Source organism: Dulcicalothrix desertica PCC 7102, assembly GCF_003991905.1.
Classification (GTDB): domain Bacteria; phylum Cyanobacteriota; class Cyanobacteriia; order Cyanobacteriales; family Nostocaceae; genus Dulcicalothrix; species Dulcicalothrix desertica.
This window is the reverse complement of the sequence record NZ_RSCL01000002.1, coordinates 481,410-499,488: the sequence shown is the minus strand read 5'-3', so window position 1 is coordinate 499,488 and position 18,079 is coordinate 481,410. Positions and strand designations below refer to the sequence as shown.

Below are 18,079 nucleotides of genomic sequence, written 5' to 3'. Positions count from 1 at the left end.
AAAAGCTTTGTCGAAACTCCTCGGTGAAGGTATAAAAAATTATTGAAAATTTAGTAAAAATTTAGTAAAAATTTAGAAACTATCTGGAAAAATATCTGGGCTGAACATTTCCCATAAAATTTCAAGGTAAGGTTTAAACAGGGTTTTCTCTGTATCTCCTAATCTGGCGCCAACTTCTTGACGTAGTAGGTGAATCATCGTTCGTATTAGTTCCCACTGAACCTTAAGTGCAGGGTAAAGCATTACACACAATGGAAACAGTTCGTGTTGAATTGAACCAATACTGTCTTCTAGTACACACACCCATAAATAAACTTGAAACATTTCAACATCGCGGATGCTGGCAATTTTTACTACTGGATCGGAAAGTAAGCCACTGTGCGTATGGTATCTTGGGTAAATCAAGTTAACTCGTTCACATATCGACCGTGCAATGTCAGTACTGATTGGTAATAGCTTTTGAATAACTTGCAGAACTGTCGAATTTAGCTCATGTTTGGCAGACGCTTCATACGCTCTCTGTAAAGGCATGTAAAGATAATCATCAATTACCTTAAAGTAACTATTAACTACTTGACGTTCTGAATATGGAATTTGTCTCAGCAGGATTTGCCCTGTGTAATGTATTTGCATTGATACAAATCCAATCACTCGCGCATCACTCATCGTATAATTAGAGCGCACTTTCCCCAAATATCCACCTATTTTTGTAGCTAAGTGTTCAGGTGGTAATTGTTTAGCATATGAATCTATAGCCTTATTGTATATAACAAAAGAATCTTGGGAAATTTGCCACGGGTCAATTAACGTGCGGTCGATTTCATGACGATGTAGTTCTCTACCAATTAGCTTCTCTGTTTGTGACCAAGCCTCAATACTTGTTTGCCTTAACAAATTATACATTATTTCCACAGTATTTTCTCTTAAGTTTCCTCCTTCGTGTATGTCATTTACTTTATCCAAACGTTGGACATATTTTTTAGCCCACATTTTGGCTAAATGAATTACTGGTGAAACTTCTGGCTTACTCTCCCCTTGCGAACCAGAAACCAATGCTGTATTAAACATAACTGAATTCACAAGTTATACTACTTATGCTAATAGTAATTTATATTACTTAACACAGGTGTTGCAACAGTGATTTCTCTGAACTATATAATAGTGGAAAGTGCTGAGTGCTGAGTAGAGTTAGGACTCAGCACTCAGCACTCATTACTTTTTACTCATATTGAAGTTCGGGCATTAATTGTAAAGTTCCGATGCCTAGTTGCTGGGGTGAAAGGGATACACCTTCAAACAATGCCATCATGTCACGCAGTTGAGGGTTGCCGCGACTGGCGCCTGTTAGTCCTTTGGCAATTATTAGTCCGCAGTAGCCTTTAGTGTTTTTGCACCTTTGGTTCCACTTTCTACGAGCTTCGACATGGGTGGGGTCGTCGTCTTCAAATTCTCCAAACAAAAATAATTCACCGTTCTTGGTTTGTAACAAACCCAGGTCGTATACTTCTGTTCCCATAGGGTCGGCGCCGGGGTTAAAACAAATTGCTTTCAGTCCACCTGCTTCTTCAATACTCTCAATGACAGTTTTTGCTTTGGGACGTGAGGTTTGTATTAATATCACAGGTAAACCATCACCAACTGGCTTTATATCACCTGCTTTCTGGTATTTAACGCCTTTTTGAAGATAATCTAACATTTCCCACGATACGACTCCTAAACTTAAAAACGAATCGTCTGGTATCAAATCATCGCGAAGCGAACGAAACATTGGTGTGTCATATATATCTTCTTCGTCTTCTGTATCAAAACCAGCCATTTCTTCCAATTCGGCTGCTAATTCTGGCATTGTTGCAACATTAACGTTAATAGATTTTATCTGTTCTGACTCTGGTAATGCTATTCGGTAAGCACGACTCAAAGATGGAAAAATCTCTTCGCTAAGTTGGCGCCGATGGTCACGAACAAACTTAATTAAACTTTCAAGTGCTACATGTACTACTAAGGCTTCTTCATCATAAAGTACAGAACGTAACCCCTCTAAAGGATGAATATTACCAAAAGTCGGGCTGATTTCTGAGATTGGTAACTCTGCAAGGTCTTCGTACTCGTCGTCGTCGTCGTCATCATCATCCTCGTCCTCTAAGTCAGAGTTGCGCTCAAAAGTCAAAAATAAACAATCTTGCTTTAAAAATGCTTCTTCTAAATTTTGTGTATCGTCATCTTTTAAAACAGCGGCACGAAAGCGCTTAAGTGATTCACTTGACCTATATAGTAAAATTCCATACTCCATCCCCAACATGCCCATTACTGAGGCATACAGAGTTCCAATATCCCATTGGTTAATTTCAATGGATATAATTTGCTGCTCTTGCAGAAAATCCCACGGACAAGCTTCCCATATTGCGTAAGCTTTCGAGTGTAAAAGTTCTGCATACTGCGGTGGTAAATCAGGAATTTGATTGTCAATAATTTCGGAAAACCCACGAAATAGCTCATCTATTAAAGGAAGTTCGGGTGTGTAATCTATTGCAATTTCTAAATCTTGCAAAACACCACGTAAGTAAAACTGTATTTCGCGGTCGCGCACTACAATCCGCAACGGACGCGATGGTTTAGCTGGACTGTGAGGATTTTCCATCGCGCGCATTAGCGTCCGAACGATTGCCTCTGGCCCTGCGTCACATGCTACCACATCCATGCCCCGCACAATTCCTTGTGAACCATCTACCCAAAGAATACAGTCACCTTTATCATCCTCGGACTTTTGGTGCGATGACAACGGACGACGATCGCCCTCCCATACAGAAGGAATTTGGGGTAATTTCTTCAGCCGACGACTGGTAGAGCGATTAAAACTTGTCATATAGAACCGTGAATCAAAACAAGCGATTTGTAACGAGAGCAATTTTGGGAATGGAAAAGCCAAACCTTTATAAAGTCAGCAATGGTGCTGAGTATAAGCTGTTATAAGGGCAATTTAACTCAAATGCCAGACTTTGAACATACTGAATCTCTCAATTCTAGAATAAAAATATGACGAACGATGGACGACCAGTATTTACAATTCGGCTGCCTGTAACCCAATAGAAAGCTAGAATAAAGATAAAAACTACCGTTTCTCAAGCTAATACCCATAAACTCAGTCTTCTAAATTTAAGGAGTTCAATCATCATATGACACAAGCAACCCAATCCCAACAACGAGGAATCCAATTAAGTGAAACTGCACTGCGTCAAGTCAAATCTTTACGCGACAAACAAGACAAGGACTTGTGTTTGAGGGTGGGAGTACGTCAAGGTGGCTGCTCCGGAATGTCCTATATGATGGATTTTGAAGATGCAAGTCAAATTACACCCCATGATGACGTTTTTGACTATGAGGGCTTCAAAATAGTTTGCGACCGTAAAAGCTTATTATATCTTTACGGCTTAATGCTCGATTATAGCGATGCCATGATTGGTGGTGGTTTTCAGTTCACGAACCCCAATGCCGCACAAACCTGTGGCTGTGGTAAGTCGTTTGGCGTATAATCCAATTGATTTAACAATTTGCAATTACTTTTAGTAATTGCAAATGGCTGTCTTGTTGTGAGTATTTGACCAATTTTGTATGACTCAAACTTTAGAATCACTATTTGATTCAGGACTCGAACGTTACAAAGCTGGGGAAAGTCCAGCTACTTTAATTCCTGTTTTTAAAGACATATGCGACCGCTCCCCTAAAAGCAGTGCTGCATGGACTTGTTTATCTTGGCTGTATCTTCTTGACGATAAGGGTTCATTGGCATGTAAGGCTGCTCAAAAAGCTGTCAAAATTAATCCCCAAGACCCACAAGCGAGGGTTAACCTAGCTGTAGCTATGTTAGAAACCGGACAAAAAGGACTTAGGCAGCACGTCGAGTTTGCACAGCAACTAATTTTTGTCAATGAAGAATGGCGCTCTGAACTTGAAGAAAGCATTAAGGATGGTCTTTCTAGAAAGCCTGATTGGAAAAGCTTAATAAAAGTTAAAGATTGGATATTTGAATAGAAGATATTTTGGATATAAGTGACGTATAGGGTAAAGGCGCCTACATTGCCATTACCCTATACCTCATTAACCTTGATTCTCATATACCTTTTATGAAAGAAAAATTTTTAAACGGGTTAAATTTTATACTTGTAGCTGATGTATTTTTAGTATTTTTTGGATTTGCTTGGTTTGCGGTTGCCGTCATTTGTGATGCAACTGGTGTTCCACTGGGTCTTGATTTGTGGCATCAACTTTGGCAACCTGTATTCAACCCCGCTATTGGTATTTTGATGGGTGGCGCCATTCTGAGTGGGGTTATTAGTTGGGTGTCTAAGAATGTTTTTGTTAAGAAAACTTAGGATAAATAAAACAGGCTTAAGCAAATAAAACATGCTTAAACAAATAAAACAGGCAGGGATGCCTGTTCCACAAGAGGTTTATTTGAGTATTTCTACCAAGGCTGGTTCTAGATTTGGATACTGGTAGTTAAAGCCAGATGATAATGTCCGTAATGGTATTACCTGTTGCCCTTCTAAAACTACTATTGCTCCATCTCCTAATAATGCTTCTAGTGCAAAAGATGGTACAGGTAGCCATGAAGGGCGCCCCATTACTTTTCCCATTGTTTCGCATAACTGTGACATCCTAACTGGGTTAGGCGCGGTCGCATTATATACTCCTTCCATTTCTGGTTTTGTCAGTGCCTGAATTATTAAATTCACCACGTCATCAAGGTGAATCCAGGAAAACCACTGCTTGCCGCTTCCTAGTGGCCCACCCGCAAACAACTTAAACGGTGTAATCATTTTACCCAAAGCGCCGCCGTTACCTAAAACAATTCCTAAACGTAAAATAACTAATCTCACACCAGCGTTTTTGACAAGTTGCGCTTCAGATTCCCACGCTTGACAAACGGATGCTAAAAAATCGTTACCTGGGGAACTTGTCTCGTCAAAGCTTGCTGTCTCGTTAGTGCCATAAAAACCAATTGCCGAAGCATTTACTAGTACATTTGGTTTAGGATTGGCATTTGTAATTGCCTCAACAATTTTTGCAGTCCCAAGCTTACGACTATTGAGAATTTCTTGTTTACGGGCAGGAGACCAACGTCCTTCTGCTATTGGTTCACCAGATAAATTCACAACTGCATCGCACCCAGATATCGCATTTTGCCATTCTCCTGATGTCGTTAAATTTGCCGTCACTACCTCCACATTCGGGAATGAACTCTTAGGAAACACTCTTTGAGCATGAGTAGCATTCCGGGTTAGTACTACTACACTATTATTTTCTTTGGTAAGTCGTTCTACCAAACGACTACCTACAAATCCTGTTGCTCCAGCAATCGCGACTTTCATTTTTACAACCTAACCTCACCAAATCATTATTTTAGAGGAGGTTTTTTTGAATTGATATAAAAATTACTTACTTTGAGCAGGTGTTAGTTATTATAAGAGGACGGAGTGTTGTGAGGTTTGCGGCTATTATGGCTCGCTATACATGTTCATTTGTTCTTTCTGTTTCTATAGACCACCTTCTACCTACACTTATAGACCTTCTACAAAGTACGGGTTTGAATGTGCAATATCACAATGCTGATTATATTATGGCGCGCGAATTTCCTGGAAGTGTTCCGTTTTCTAAGTTAGTCACGGTAGAATTACTCATCGATAAGACTACTGCCACCGAAACGGAAACTCGTATGAATTTGGTAGCTAAGAACGAAGAACTTCCACTTCAACTCGAAAATCACTGCCAACAAGTTTTTCAATACATTAAGCAAGAAATCGAGGCTAGTCGTCACTGGAATCTAATTGAAAGTATTGCTGGGTAAAATTGTAGGTTGCGTGGAGCGAACAGCGGAACCCAACACTAAATTACAATGTTGGGTTCCGTTCCTCCACACAACCTACTAGTCGTCAAAGTCATCGGTCATGCCGGGATTGATAAGAGTAATATCATACTCGCTAGCATCGGTTTGTCCTGTCCGCATCGAATCTTTGAGTAGATAGTATATTGCTCGCACCTGGGGCCCAAAAACCACTTCGTCTTCGTTTTTCAAGTCGTGTGCAGGTAGCTTGCGTCCATTTATCACCAACCCGTTCGCACTTGGTTTCCCTTTGCTGTCTCCGTCTACTATTCGATAATAATAACTTTGACTATTATCGTCGCGTGGTAATCTTACCAATACGGCATGGCGCCGCGACACAAATTGAGAGTTTAAACAAATATCGCAATCTCTGTCTCTGCCAATCGAATATACAGGACGCTCAAGTGTGACTTCTTTGCGTCCTTGGTCATCTTCGATAATTAATAAGTGGCTTTCGTTTATTTCTGCTGCCATCGAAAAATCGTTGCCAAAATCGGTTGAACTTTGATGAGTAAAAATTGGTTGAGTATTATTTACTGCCATGCTCTTTGCTTCTAGCTACTGTATAATTTAGTATTTAAAAAACTTATTTGCTATTGAGTACTGCAAATAAAAGTAGCGCACTTAATTTGTTGTATATATTGGACAAAAAACTGCACATTGACCTAGTTTAACCTCACATTAGTCAAACTAGGTAATACGTTTTGTAATACAGATTGTTACAGACGTTTAACTGCGGGAATGTCGTAATAACAGAGAATTTGACACAACACTAACAGAACTGAAAGCCATTAAAGCAGCAGCACCAGCTGGGTTTAAAACAAAACCTAGCTTTGGAAGTAAAACACCCGCAGCAAGTGGTATCCCTATCGTATTATACGCAAAAGCCCAGAATAAATTTTGGCGAATTTTGTTAAAAGTGGCACGACTTAATTTTATTGACTCTACCACATCGGTTAAACAATCACGCATTAGTACAATTGATGCAGTCTCTATTGCTACATCTGTTCCAGAGTGGAGTGCAATTCCAACATCTGCTTGTGATAAAGCTGGTGCGTCATTAATGCCATCACCAACCATTGCAACTTGGTTTGATTGCTGTAGCATTTGAATTGCCTCAGCTTTTTTGGCTGGGGGTATTCCTGCAACAATGTTGGTGGCGCCTATACCAAGTTCGGCAGCTATAGTGTTAACAGCTTCAATACGGTCACCGCTTAAAATCATTACCCGCAAACCCAAGCAGAGAAGTTTTTCTACGGTGGTTTTTGCTTCAGGTCTAAGGGTATCGGCAACTGCGATAATTCCAGCTATTTTATTGTCGTAAGCTAAATATACTACCGTTTTCCCAGCATTGGCTAGTACACGCGCTTTATCCTGCGTACTTTCATCAACTGTAATACCCTGCCAAGTGACCCATTCATAGTTACCTAAGAATACTATTTTATTTTCGACTACCGCCGAAATTCCAAAACCTGGTTCGGTACGAAAATCTACTGCATCGGGAATAGCTAACTGTTTTTCTATTGCTGCGGTTTGAATTGCTATCGCAAGAGGATGACAAGTACCGCTTTCTACTGCTGCTGCTAATCTCAGAAGATTATCTGCTTCTATTTCTTCTAATACAATACAGTCTGTTACCGTAGGTTTTCCACTAGTCAGGGTACCTGTTTTATCAAAAACTATAGTATCAAGCTTGTGAACTTTTTCTAAAACATCTCCCCCTTTTATTAATAAACCTTTTTCGGCGCCCATTGCTGTACCAACTAAAATAGCTGTTGGGGTTGCAAGTCCTAACGCACAAGGACAAGCAACTACCATCACAGCAATCGCAAGTTTTAGGCTTAATAGTAAAGGAGAGTGATGAGTGCTGAGTGCTGAGTCATGAGTGCTGAGTGTTGAGTGATGAGTGAGTGGTGTAGTTACGGCAGTAATATCTGGCCAAATGTGGGCACCGAAAAAGTACCAAAATAGAAAAGTTAATAGTGCGGCAGTTAGAACAAAGTAAGTAAAATAACCAGCAACAGTGTCAGCGAGTTTTTGTATGGGAGCTTTACGAGTTTGTGCGGCTTCTACTAAAGCTATGATTTGGGCTATTGTCGTGTCGGCGCCAGTACGAGTTGCACAAATTATAATTGCACCAGATTGGTTGAAGGTAGCTGCTGTAACGTTATCTCCTGGTTGCTTAATTACTGGTACAGATTCCCCTGTTAACATCGACTCATCAACAGTCGTCTGTCCTTGTACCACTTCACCATCGACTGGTATCTTCTCTCCTGGTAAAACCTGTAACCATTCTCCAATTCGTACTTGTTCGGCAGGAATTTCTACTACATTGTTAGAAACAACAAAGTTAGACGACGAATTTCCATCTTTCGGTTTTCCAATCAAACGTGCAACTTGTGGCTGAAGTTCTAATAAATTTGTAAAAGCAGCAGCAGCTTTATGACGGGCACGTTGTTCTAAAGTCCTTCCTAATAAAATAAACGCCAGCATCATTACTGGTTCGTCAAAAAAGCATTCCCATCCCATCTGTGGAAATAATAATGCTATTAAACTCGCTGTATAAGCTGTAACACTTCCCAAACTGATGAGAGTGTTCATGTTAGGCGCCCCTCGACGTACACCCAACCAGCCATCGATTAAAATTGAACGACCAGGAATAAGAAGCGTCAGTGTCGCTAATCCACAGTGAAACCAAATATTATCTAATCCTGGTAAAAATGCATCAAAGATATTGCTGAAATGCCCCAAACTTGAAACTACAAGCAAAAACCCAGCTATAAATAAATTTAAGTTGGCAGAACGTACTTCTTGAATTTGGTTTTGTTTACTTGGAGCAGCACGTGAGTAACGTGGTTGAGATGGAAAACCTGCTTGAGTCAAATGAGAAGCTAGTGCCGAAGCATCAACACCACTCGACTCAACCACAGCAACCGAAGTTGCCAAGTTCACGCTACTAGTAACAACTCCTGGATATTGAGTTAGCGTGCGCTCGACATTACGAACACATCCAGCACACTTCATTCCTGTAATATCTAGAGTTATTTTTTTTAATGGTTCGTTTTGGGTATTTTCGTTGAGTAAATCAGTTTTTGAAACAAGTTGCATGGAAAATGGGTGGATTTGCTACAAATTTTGACGCTATTTAATAGCATCTCTTATTTGAGGGTAATCTATATCCACGCCTTTGACATATTGTCAAACTAATTAACTTTTCTTTAAATTATTTTAGATTCTTGTGGAATGGGTGTCCCACCCGTAATACAAAAGTTACATAAATCAAAGCTAAAGCTTGTAGCGGGATCAAAATGAACTCACCCCGCAAAAAACTATTTAGTTCTAAATTTGATACAGTACCGAAGTAACCCATGCTACACAACACAAAAATTCCTAATATTAGCTTTTTGTTCTTAAGTAACATCATATTTAATTACCTATATATAAAATGAATATTTTAGTAAAGAAGATTCCCGACCGTTTCAAGAAGCCGGGAATTTGACTTTAAAACCAACCTTGTTTGTTTGCGAAATAAGTGTCAACAAACTCTTCATGACTTTTGTTGAGATAAATCATTCCTTCGACTAATCCAACGAGTTGCATAACTATAAAGGGAATGCCATAAGCAAAAATGGCGCCAAGAATAGAAACAACTAGCATAATTGAGCCTTCGGCAGAGTAACCCAAAACAAATTTATGAATACCCAATCCACCAAAGATAATACCGCAGTAGCCAGATAACAGTTGTTTTGTGGCGTGGCTAGGGGTGAGATTTGCCATAATTAAGTACTGCTCCTTAGTTGTTTATATATAATTTGACGAAAGTTGGACAATGCGATGCCAATTTACGACTAAAAATGACTAGAAAATAAACCATAAAGCCTATGTGAACGTAGCTTAAAAATTACGCTCTATATGTAGTCGATTTTTAGTCGATATTTAATTTGTTCTATTTGATAAGAAGATAAGAGCAGATTCCTGCTACTAATAAATATGAACGTAAGTAGAAACACATGTTCGTCAACTTATAGCCGAATTTAGGGCGCCTAATATAAACAAAAACGCTCTAAACATATTTATAGGGAACCACGCTGCATACTCTAAAGCTTGCAACTATCAGGTTTTTATGTAATTACAATTTAATTTGATAATAAATCAAGCTATAGCATGTTCATGAAGAATGAGAACAAGATTAATCTTGCTCAAAACAAGCCAGGACGCAGAATCTTCAAAACTACTACTGTATATTACTTTCTACAACTCCAAAGGCTTTATTTCCGGACTGTTTTAACTTGTTTGCGTCAATACTAATAATTAGACGTTATCGCTATCAAATTTGTTTCGGAAAACCCGAACAAAATCAACATCGATTTCACCACGCGCTTATTACCAGTACAAATACTGCAATCGAAGCTCAATTATATTTACTAGCTCGGAATATCAGCCAAATTTTAGTGAAGCAGACAATCAGGTATTTCTGAAGCAAATAGCTCGACACTACCATTATAGTAGATGCTTTGCTAAATTCGGGCTAGATTTTTAACGTATTTTTTGGGATTGAATAGTAATTAACTTAACAATGGTTATCGCTTACATACATAATTTACTTGTGTTTTTTCTTGTTGAAATATATTAATGCAAATGTTTTTGCGTTTGTCAAGGGTCTTAGGACATACATTTAGCTGTTACTGCTGCCTAGTACGAATAAAGTCAGTAGTGTACCACTGTTCCAAAGGCTATGCAGCATCATTGGCGCCAGTAGATTTCGAGAACGAGTATAGACTATCCCTAATATGATCCCCAAGGAGGTTAGAGGTAAAATTTCTGACAAGCTGAGGTGAGCAGCAGCAAAAATAAAACTGCTAACCATAATAGATGCCCATACAGGCATATAACGAGTCAGTGATGGTAGTAGAAAACCACGAAACAAAAATTCCTCAAACAAAGGAGCAGCAATAGCAGCAGTTGTGAAAAATATACCTAGAGCAGCAGAATCTTTTGCTTCGAGAGCGAGTTGCAACAAGGGATTACTTCCACCCTGTCCTTGCCAAATTTGTTGATTAACCAACGACACGAAAAGCACGATGGGTATAGCAACGCAGTAACCACCTAATCCCCACAGTATCCATTTGCCACCTAAACGAAACCGAAACCAATCGTCATTGAGTGGTAAAAACGGTTTGATAGAGAAATATAAAACTGATATTGAACCCGCAGCAAGAAGAATATAGCTAATTAGTACATACACAGCTTGAAAACGGATATTACCAGCAGGACGAGGAAGAGGTAATAGAGAAAAGAAGAGTGGAACTAAAATTTGCCCCATAAAGAAGAAGCCACCGACGAAAACTTGTAAAATCGTCTCAGCATTCCAAGGTGTCGTCCAAGCTAGTGTGCTGTTGGTTGCTAATATTGAGTCTTTCCCTTTTAACAAGCGTTGAACCAAAAGGAAAATCAGCGTCACGAAACCAATTAGTCCGGCTAAGTTAGGAACTACCCCAACAATGCTTAACTGGAGTAAGGCTTTTTCTGCCTGTTGTTGCTGTAATACTTCGAGAGCTTTGAGTGCGTCACTACGTTCTTGAAGTGTATATAGTTGGGTTAGTGCGCGCATTTTAAACCAGCCATTGAGTTGACTTTGAATCGATTCAGAGGCATTGGGTAGTAATTGCTTTGAATTACCCCATAATCCTGATAATACACGCGCTGTTTGACTCATGTCTGGAAAAGTTAGCTTGCGTTGCTCGACTTGTTCCCAGGTTGCGAGTGCTAAATCTGTTTTAGAAAGTTCTGCTTGCAGTACTCCTAAACGTAGTTCGAGTTCTGTTAGTAATTTTTGCTGTTCGTCAAGTGACTTTAATAAAACTTTTAAGTCTAATTCTTTTTGAGGAGCTAGTTTTGAGTCTACTTGATTTGGTTGCTGTGCAATGGGTTGACGCAGTTTCTCGATTCGCTGTTTAGTTGTTTCTATTGCTGTTTTAGCTTTTTGACGCGCTTCTGAGTATTGTTCTGCTGCGCTTTCTGTGGGGTTGGCGCCTAATATAGCATTTTGCGCTCCCTGGTAGTTTTTGTCATCTTCTTCTGGTTTCCAAGCTGCTGCTTCTAAAACTATATCGGTTTGGTAAAGTTCTAAGCGACTTTGATACTGAGGTTCTTGTAAAGTTTCATATAGTCTTGACCCTGATGTCAAAATTGCCAATACCGTTAATAAAATTAATATTATTCGCTTGATTGTCATTACTGTTTCTCACTCCAAACATCATACTCAACCGCATTATCGCTTATATGGTGCGGTTGGTGCCTATCGAAAAAGTAAGGGGTTGCTATTTCAAGGGTGTGAAATGATGTAAAAGGCGCCTTTGACCTTGGTAATATGATTCAGGGAATGAGATTTACCACCAAGAATGCTTCCACCTGCTGCGATTATTGTACTTAACCAAAATAGTGTTGCACTTGGGCGCCAAATCGCAAGTGCTTTACCTAGTGCTACCGTTTACGGTTTACTAAAGCGCACTACAAGAGTTGATAGGGGTTTTGATAATTTTGGGGATACGCTACGTGAGTTGTTCGCTAGTGGAACCCCGATAGTCGGTGTTTGTGCTGCGGGAATTTTGATTCGTTCGCTTGCTCCTATTATCTCTGACAAACGCCAAGAGCCACCTGTTTTAGCTGTTGCTGAAGATGGTAGTGCTGTTGTACCTCTGTTAGGCGGACTTCAGGGGGTTAATGATATGGCAAGACTTATTGCAGCAGTGCTTGAAGTTCCACCAGCAATTACCACAACAGGAGACATTCGCTTCCGTACTGCACTACTCGCTCCCCCAAAAGGATATTACTTAGCAAATCCTGAAGCTGCAAAGGGTTTTATTTCAGATTTGCTCGCTGGTGCAAAAGTCAAGTTGAAAGGAAATGCGCTCTTAAACCTAAATTGGTTAGTTAACAGTAAACTACCTTTCGATGCGAATGGAGATTTGGAGATTCGCGTAACTGAATATAAGACAGACTATACTCCTGACTGTTTAGTGTATCATCCTGCTACCTTGGCTATTGGCGCCAGTGTAAACCGTGTAAACGATATAGAACATGCGGTAGTGTTAGTTAAGGAACTGCTTGTAAATGCTGGACTGAGTGAAAAATCGGTAGCAGGTGTGTTTGCTTTAAATAAAGATGCTGCTCAACCTGCGATTAATCAAATTGCGAGCGTTTTAGATGTACCGCTTCGGCTGTTGGAGTTAGAAAGTATACAGGGGGTTCAACGAAAAGATATAGAGTCTCAAGCTAAAATGGCTGAGTTACTAGCGCTAACTGCAACAGGTTCATCTGGTAAGTTATTAACGCAAGTATCAAATGATTCTATTGAGATATCTATAGCTTTGTCTTCTTCTATTATTGATGCTGATACAATTGGCAAGTCTAGAGGGAAATTATTTATTGTTGGGACTGGACCGGGTGCTAGTGGCTGGATGTCTCCTGAAGTTAAACGTATACTCAATGAGGCAACTGATTTAGTTGGTTATAGTTTTTACTTGGATTTAGCAGGCGCCTTACGTCCAGAACAACGGCGCCATGATTCTGATAATCGTGAAGAATTGGCGCGAGCAAAAATGGCTTTAGACTTGGCAGCAGAGGGACGTAATGTTGCTGTTGTTTCTTCTGGTGACCCCGGTATTTACGCAATGGCTGCGGCTATATTTGAGGTGTTGGAGTCAAATGCTGTTCCAGAATGGCAGCATGTACAAGTTCAGGTAGCTCCGGGTATTTCGGCTTTACAAGCTGCTGCTGCTAAAATTGGGGCGCCGATAGGGCATGATTTTTGTGTTATCTCTTTATCTGATATTCTTAAGCCTTGGTCGATTATTGAAAGTCGTATTATCGCTGCTGCTAGTTCTGATATGGTTATCGCTTTTTATAACCCTGCATCGAAACAACGCACTTGGCAGTTAACTTCTGCACGCGACATTTTACTAAAATATCGTTTGCCAGAAACTCCTGTGGTTCTTGCTCGTAATCTTGGTAGGGTGGGGGAGTCTGTGTTGGTTAGGAGTCTTGGAGATTTTTCTGTTTCGGAAGTTGATATGCGTACTTTGGTTTTGGTGGGGTCGAGTAAAACACGTGTGGTTAAGCATTCTGAGGGGGTTTGGGTTTATACACCTCGTCAGTACAGTGAGGGTTAGGTTATATCTATGAATGATGCTGTATCTGAGAATCATATTCAAGCGTTAAAGTTTATTATTCCGATTTTTGAGGAACATAATATTACATATCGTATTACAGGTGGGTTAGCTGGCAATCTTTACGGTTCGCATTGGGAGTTACATGATATTGATATTGAGGTGGCACGGAAAGATATTGAGTTAGTTGCCGAACTGTTTAAGGAGTATATAGCTATTGATTTAATGCGAATTGTTGATGATGAGTTTGATTTATTTATGATGACTTTGGTTATTCATGGAGTGGATGTTGAAATAAATCAAGCTGAGGAAGCATTTATTTATCATCATGACACTCCTGTTAAATTAGATGATGATTTGTCTGTATTTAATACTTTTTATTATGAAGGGTTAAGATTAAAAGTTAAGCCTTTAAAACAAATTATTGAATATAAAGAGTTGCTTGGTCGTCACCAAGATGTAATTGATTTAATTACATTAACTTCATAAATTTAATTTTTAATGTTGCCTATGAAAGTATTTATCGTTCACGCTCATCCCGAAAAACAAAGTTTTAATGGCGGATTAACTCAACATGCAAAAGCTGTTCTTGAACAAACAAATAATGAGGTAATTATCTCTGATTTATATGCTATGAACTTTAACCCTGTGTCTGACCGTCGTAATTTTACTTCAGAAAAAGACTCTGATTATTTTCAGCAGCAAATTGAAGATTATTATGCAAGCGAGAATGATGGTTTTTCTGAAGATATCAAAGCCGAAATGGAAAAGTTATTTTGGTGCGATGTACTTATTTTTCAATTTCCATTGTGGTGGTTTGGTTTACCAGCAATTTTAAAAGGATGGGTGGATAAAGTATTTGCAGCAGGTAAGATTTATGGTGGTGGCAAGTGGTATGATAATGGTGTTTTTAAAGGCAAAAAAGCGATGTTGTCGCTAACTACAGGTGGAAAATTACCTATGTATACTGAAATTGGTTTACACGGTGATATTCATACTATTCTTTACCCAATCAATCACGGAATTTTACGATATATTGGTTTTGATGTATTACCTCCTTTTGTTGTATTTGGCGCCACTAAAATTAACGACGAACGACGTAAGGGTTATTTAAGAGAATATGAGAAAAGATTAGTCAGTATTGATGAGACGTATCCAATTATTTACCCAGCATTAGCTGATTTTGACGACAATTTTCAATTAAAGAGCTAGAAACCTGGTTTCTTTGTTGATAACATGTAATAAAAGTAGCAATTTTGCGTAGAAACCAGGTTTCTTATTTTATTATGCATGGCAAATTAATCGTTTTTGAAGGGGTAGAAGGATGTGGCAAAACTACCCAAATTGAATTAACTAGCGAATGGTTGCACATTTTAGGTGTGCCAGTTATAGTCACACGCGAACCTGGGGGGACTTCCACCGGAATACATCTGCGAAGATTATTACTCGAAGCTAATAATAATGCGATTGATCCCCGCACTGAACTTTTATTATATGCTGCTGACCGCGCCCAACATGTCGAGCAAGAACTCAAACCGAATTTGGCAGCAGGAAAATATGTATTATGCGACCGCTTTATTTATTCCACAATCGCATATCAAGGCTATGGGCGCAACTTAGATATGAATCTAATTGACCAATTAAATACAATTGCTATTGCTGGTTTGGAAGCTGATTTAGTGTTGTGGTTTGATATTGACGTTGAAACCGGACTTGCACGTAAACGTAAAAGCGGAGAAGCAGCAGACAGAATCGAGCTTGAATTAATTGACTTTCACCATCGTGTACAACAAGGATACACAACTTTATCTACCATGTACCCTGAAAAAATTGTTAGAATCAATGCAAACCAGGACAAAATTACTATACAAAATCAAATTCGGCAAATTTGCACTCAACGTCTTCCAGACTTATCTATAAAATGACAGATTTTTTTGCACCTCTAATTGGACAACAACAAGCAGTAGAGTTACTGAAACAAGCTGTAGCAAAAAATAGAATTGCGAGCGCGTACTTATTTGCAGGCGCCGATGGAGTTGGGCGAAGTTTAGCGGCGCGTTGCTTTGTTGAATTATTATTTTCACACTCTATTAATAATATATCGAGTGACTCGACGACTAAACGTTTACAGCAAGGTAATCATCCTGATGTACTTTGGGTGCAACCAACATACCAGCACCAAGGACAACGTTATACTCCACAAGAAGCAGCAGAAAAAAAAATTAAACGCAAGGCGCCACCAGTTATTCGGCTAGAACAAGTCCGCGAAATTACAACATTTCTAAGTCGTCCTCCAATGTTGGCGCCAAGAAGTGCGGTAGTAATAGAACAAGCCGAAACAATGGCAGAGTCTGCCGCAAATGCTTTACTTAAAACTCTTGAAGAACCAGGAAAAGCAACATTAATTTTAATGGCGCCTAACTTAGATGCCATACTACCAACTATTGTGTCGCGATGCCAACGCATACCATTTCATCGCTTAGACACAGCAGGTATGACAGAAGTACTAACTTTAACAGGACATCAAGAAATATTGCAGCATCAAGCAATCATCAATATAGCTGCTGGAAGTCCTGGAAAAGCTATAGAATCATACCAACAAATGCAAGCTATAAATTCTGACTTATTAAAATCTGTTACTAAGGCGCCAGCAAACCTTCGCCACTGTTTAGAATTAGCCAAACAAATCGACAAAGAATTAGAAACCGAAGCTCAATTATGGCTGGTTGACTATTTACAACAAATGTACTGGCAACAGCGACGTCAACCAAATATTATTAAGCTACTCGAACAAACTAGAAAAAATCTACTTTGCTACGCTCAACCACGTTTAGTTTGGGAATGTACGTTTTTGAAGATGCTGGGGTAAGGGGCGGGTTTAGGAAATTTTTTTACTAAAAGTAGGTTATGGGTTAACTCGCCCGTACAGGAGTTATCTTTAGTTATATATTTTGCGTTTTCTTTTTTTAGGTTTTTGCACTGGACGCATTGCTTCGCGTCCAAGTACAAACATACCTGCTACACCAAGATTAACAAACCAAATATATTGGTACCAATATCTTGCGATTTGTTCGATTTGGCTCAATTCTGGATGGAGTGTATTTAAGTACAGCAACAAAATCATTACCATCAGCGCACTGAACCCAACAAAACCTAAACCAACTTGAATCCTTGCTGGTCGCAGTTCCCAGTCTGATATTTGCTCTACATCTATTTCTGCTAGCTGATTTAATGTATTATCTGCTACGTTATTCACCTTATCGAGGCGCCTGCTAAGGGGTGCAGGTAAAATTGGAGTAATGGCAGCAACAGTTGGACGACGTAATAACGCTTCAGCATCTCGTAATATCTCTAAAGATTTACGAGGTGTGGGTTCAGCAAATCCAATACTGGGTGTAGGGGTTTCTGTAGTGTTTTGGGGTTCAAAGTCCATTTATTTACGATGCTGTTTGTTGTAGTTCATTTAGTCGTGATAGAACTTCTTTACTATGAATATTTGGATTGACCTTAACAAAAGTTTCGCGTAACATTCCTTGGGGGTCAATAATAAAACTGTGACGCATTGAGAAAAAGTTCATCCATGAACCGTAAGCTTTACTTACTGTACCTGTGGTATCAGCGAGTAAAGGGAATTTTAATCCTTCTGAGTCGCAAAACTCAGCGTGTGAGTCTATGTCGTCTGCACTTACCCCAATAATTTCAGCATTTTTTTGAATGTACTTGGGTAAATCTTCTTGAAATCGACGTGCTTCAATCGTGCATCCTGATGTAAAGTCTTTTGGGTAGAAGTAAAGTACTACCCATTTACCACGCAAATCTCTTAGTGCTATTTTTCCATTACCTGTGTTAGTCGGTAGTGTAAAATCGGGTGCGGGTTGATTAGTTTCTGGCAATTTACCACCTAGTGCGTGGGCAACTTGCGCTCCTCCGAACCAAGATAAGAAAGTAAAACAGCCAACCAGAAGTATATTTAGAAAATTGCGACGAGAAATCATTTATACATACCACATTCACATCTTCATATAAGTTT

19 protein-coding genes are annotated in these 18,079 nt (G+C 39.3%); 9 read left to right on the top strand and 10 right to left on the bottom strand.

Annotation, left to right across the window (positions count from 1 at the left end; genetic code table 11):
* Positions 1-72: 72 nt before the first annotated feature.
* Together DSM106972_RS06400 and DSM106972_RS06395 are read right to left on the bottom strand one after the other, a co-directional pair.
* The gene (locus DSM106972_RS06400) at positions 73-1,068 is read right to left on the bottom strand and encodes a hypothetical protein (RefSeq protein ID WP_127079877.1); all 996 of its coding nucleotides are present in this window, start codon (positions 1,066-1,068) and stop codon (positions 73-75) included.
* Between the two features lie 151 nt (positions 1,069-1,219).
* A complete protein-coding gene (locus tag DSM106972_RS06395) occupies positions 1,220-2,863 on the bottom strand; it encodes a DUF6930 domain-containing protein (RefSeq protein WP_127079875.1) in 1,644 nt (547 codons plus the stop codon).
* Positions 2,864-3,173: 310 nt separating this feature from the next.
* On the opposite strand from DSM106972_RS06395, the gene DSM106972_RS06390 reads away from it, so the two are divergent.
* The 3 genes from DSM106972_RS06390 (at position 3,174) to DSM106972_RS06380 (ending at position 4,370) form a co-directional block, all read left to right on the top strand.
* A complete protein-coding gene (locus DSM106972_RS06390; protein WP_127079873.1) occupies positions 3,174-3,530 on the top strand; it encodes an iron-sulfur cluster assembly accessory protein in 357 nt (118 codons plus the stop codon).
* A 79-nt stretch (positions 3,531-3,609) separates the two neighbouring features.
* Positions 3,610-4,029: a tetratricopeptide repeat protein gene (locus tag DSM106972_RS06385; protein WP_019490782.1), complete on the top strand. Its 420-nt coding sequence runs from the start codon at positions 3,610-3,612 to the stop codon at positions 4,027-4,029.
* A gap of 92 nt (positions 4,030-4,121) precedes the next feature.
* On the top strand, positions 4,122-4,370 hold the full coding sequence (locus tag DSM106972_RS06380) for a DUF8620 family protein (RefSeq protein ID WP_127079871.1): 249 nt from the start codon (positions 4,122-4,124) through the stop codon (positions 4,368-4,370).
* 78 nt (positions 4,371-4,448) lie between these two features.
* On the opposite strand, the gene thyD is transcribed toward DSM106972_RS06380, so the two are convergent.
* Complete coding sequence (gene thyD / locus DSM106972_RS06375) at positions 4,449-5,369, bottom strand: thylakoid membrane protein ThyD (RefSeq protein WP_127079869.1); 921 nt, start codon at positions 5,367-5,369, stop codon at positions 4,449-4,451.
* Positions 5,370-5,497: 128 nt separating this feature from the next.
* On the opposite strand from thyD, the gene DSM106972_RS06370 reads away from it, so the two are divergent.
* Positions 5,498-5,845, top strand: coding sequence for a hypothetical protein (locus tag DSM106972_RS06370; RefSeq protein WP_127079867.1), 348 nt, complete (start codon positions 5,498-5,500; stop codon positions 5,843-5,845).
* 78 nt (positions 5,846-5,923) lie between these two features.
* Here DSM106972_RS06370 and DSM106972_RS06365 read toward each other — a convergent pair whose 3' ends face one another.
* From DSM106972_RS06365 to DSM106972_RS06345, 5 genes are all read right to left on the bottom strand, one after another.
* Entirely contained in the window at positions 5,924-6,424 is a 501-nt protein-coding gene (locus tag DSM106972_RS06365; RefSeq protein WP_127079865.1) for an FHA domain-containing protein, read from the bottom strand.
* A 186-nt stretch (positions 6,425-6,610) separates the two neighbouring features.
* The gene (locus DSM106972_RS06360; protein ID WP_127079863.1) at positions 6,611-8,989 is read right to left on the bottom strand and encodes a heavy metal translocating P-type ATPase; all 2,379 of its coding nucleotides are present in this window, start codon (positions 8,987-8,989) and stop codon (positions 6,611-6,613) included.
* Positions 8,990-9,104: 115 nt separating this feature from the next.
* Positions 9,105-9,305, bottom strand: coding sequence for a hypothetical protein (locus tag DSM106972_RS53160; protein WP_127079861.1), 201 nt, complete (start codon positions 9,303-9,305; stop codon positions 9,105-9,107).
* A gap of 77 nt (positions 9,306-9,382) precedes the next feature.
* Complete coding sequence (locus DSM106972_RS06350) at positions 9,383-9,658, bottom strand: TM2 domain-containing protein (RefSeq protein ID WP_019490775.1); 276 nt, start codon at positions 9,656-9,658, stop codon at positions 9,383-9,385.
* 898 nt (positions 9,659-10,556) lie between these two features.
* A complete protein-coding gene (locus DSM106972_RS06345; RefSeq protein ID WP_127079860.1) occupies positions 10,557-12,116 on the bottom strand; it encodes a type II CAAX endopeptidase family protein in 1,560 nt (519 codons plus the stop codon).
* A gap of 166 nt (positions 12,117-12,282) precedes the next feature.
* Here DSM106972_RS06345 and cobJ point away from each other — a divergent pair, with 166 nt between their 5' ends.
* From cobJ to holB, 5 genes are all read left to right on the top strand, one after another.
* Entirely contained in the window at positions 12,283-14,052 is a 1,770-nt protein-coding gene (gene cobJ, locus DSM106972_RS06340; RefSeq protein ID WP_127079859.1) for a precorrin-3B C(17)-methyltransferase, read from the top strand.
* 9 nt (positions 14,053-14,061) lie between these two features.
* Entirely contained in the window at positions 14,062-14,538 is a 477-nt protein-coding gene (locus DSM106972_RS06335) for a nucleotidyltransferase domain-containing protein (protein WP_127079858.1), read from the top strand.
* Between the two features lie 21 nt (positions 14,539-14,559).
* A complete protein-coding gene (locus DSM106972_RS06330; protein ID WP_170213556.1) occupies positions 14,560-15,261 on the top strand; it encodes an NAD(P)H-dependent oxidoreductase in 702 nt (233 codons plus the stop codon).
* A gap of 74 nt (positions 15,262-15,335) precedes the next feature.
* Positions 15,336-15,974: a dTMP kinase gene (gene tmk / locus DSM106972_RS06325; protein ID WP_127079854.1), complete on the top strand. Its 639-nt coding sequence runs from the start codon at positions 15,336-15,338 to the stop codon at positions 15,972-15,974.
* Positions 15,971-16,918, top strand: a complete 948-nt coding sequence (gene holB, locus DSM106972_RS06320; protein WP_127079852.1) for a DNA polymerase III subunit delta' — start codon at positions 15,971-15,973, stop codon at positions 16,916-16,918. Before tmk ends, holB begins: the two co-directional genes overlap by 4 nt.
* Before the next feature lie 69 nt (positions 16,919-16,987).
* On the opposite strand, the gene DSM106972_RS06315 is transcribed toward holB, so the two are convergent.
* Positions 16,988-17,482 (bottom strand): hypothetical protein, encoded by a 495-nt coding sequence (locus DSM106972_RS06315; protein ID WP_127079850.1) that lies wholly within the window; start codon positions 17,480-17,482, stop codon positions 16,988-16,990.
* A gap of 4 nt (positions 17,483-17,486) precedes the next feature.
* Entirely contained in the window at positions 17,487-18,044 is a 558-nt protein-coding gene (locus DSM106972_RS06310; RefSeq protein WP_127079848.1) for a peroxiredoxin, read from the bottom strand.
* Between the last annotated feature and the right edge of the window lie 35 nt (positions 18,045-18,079).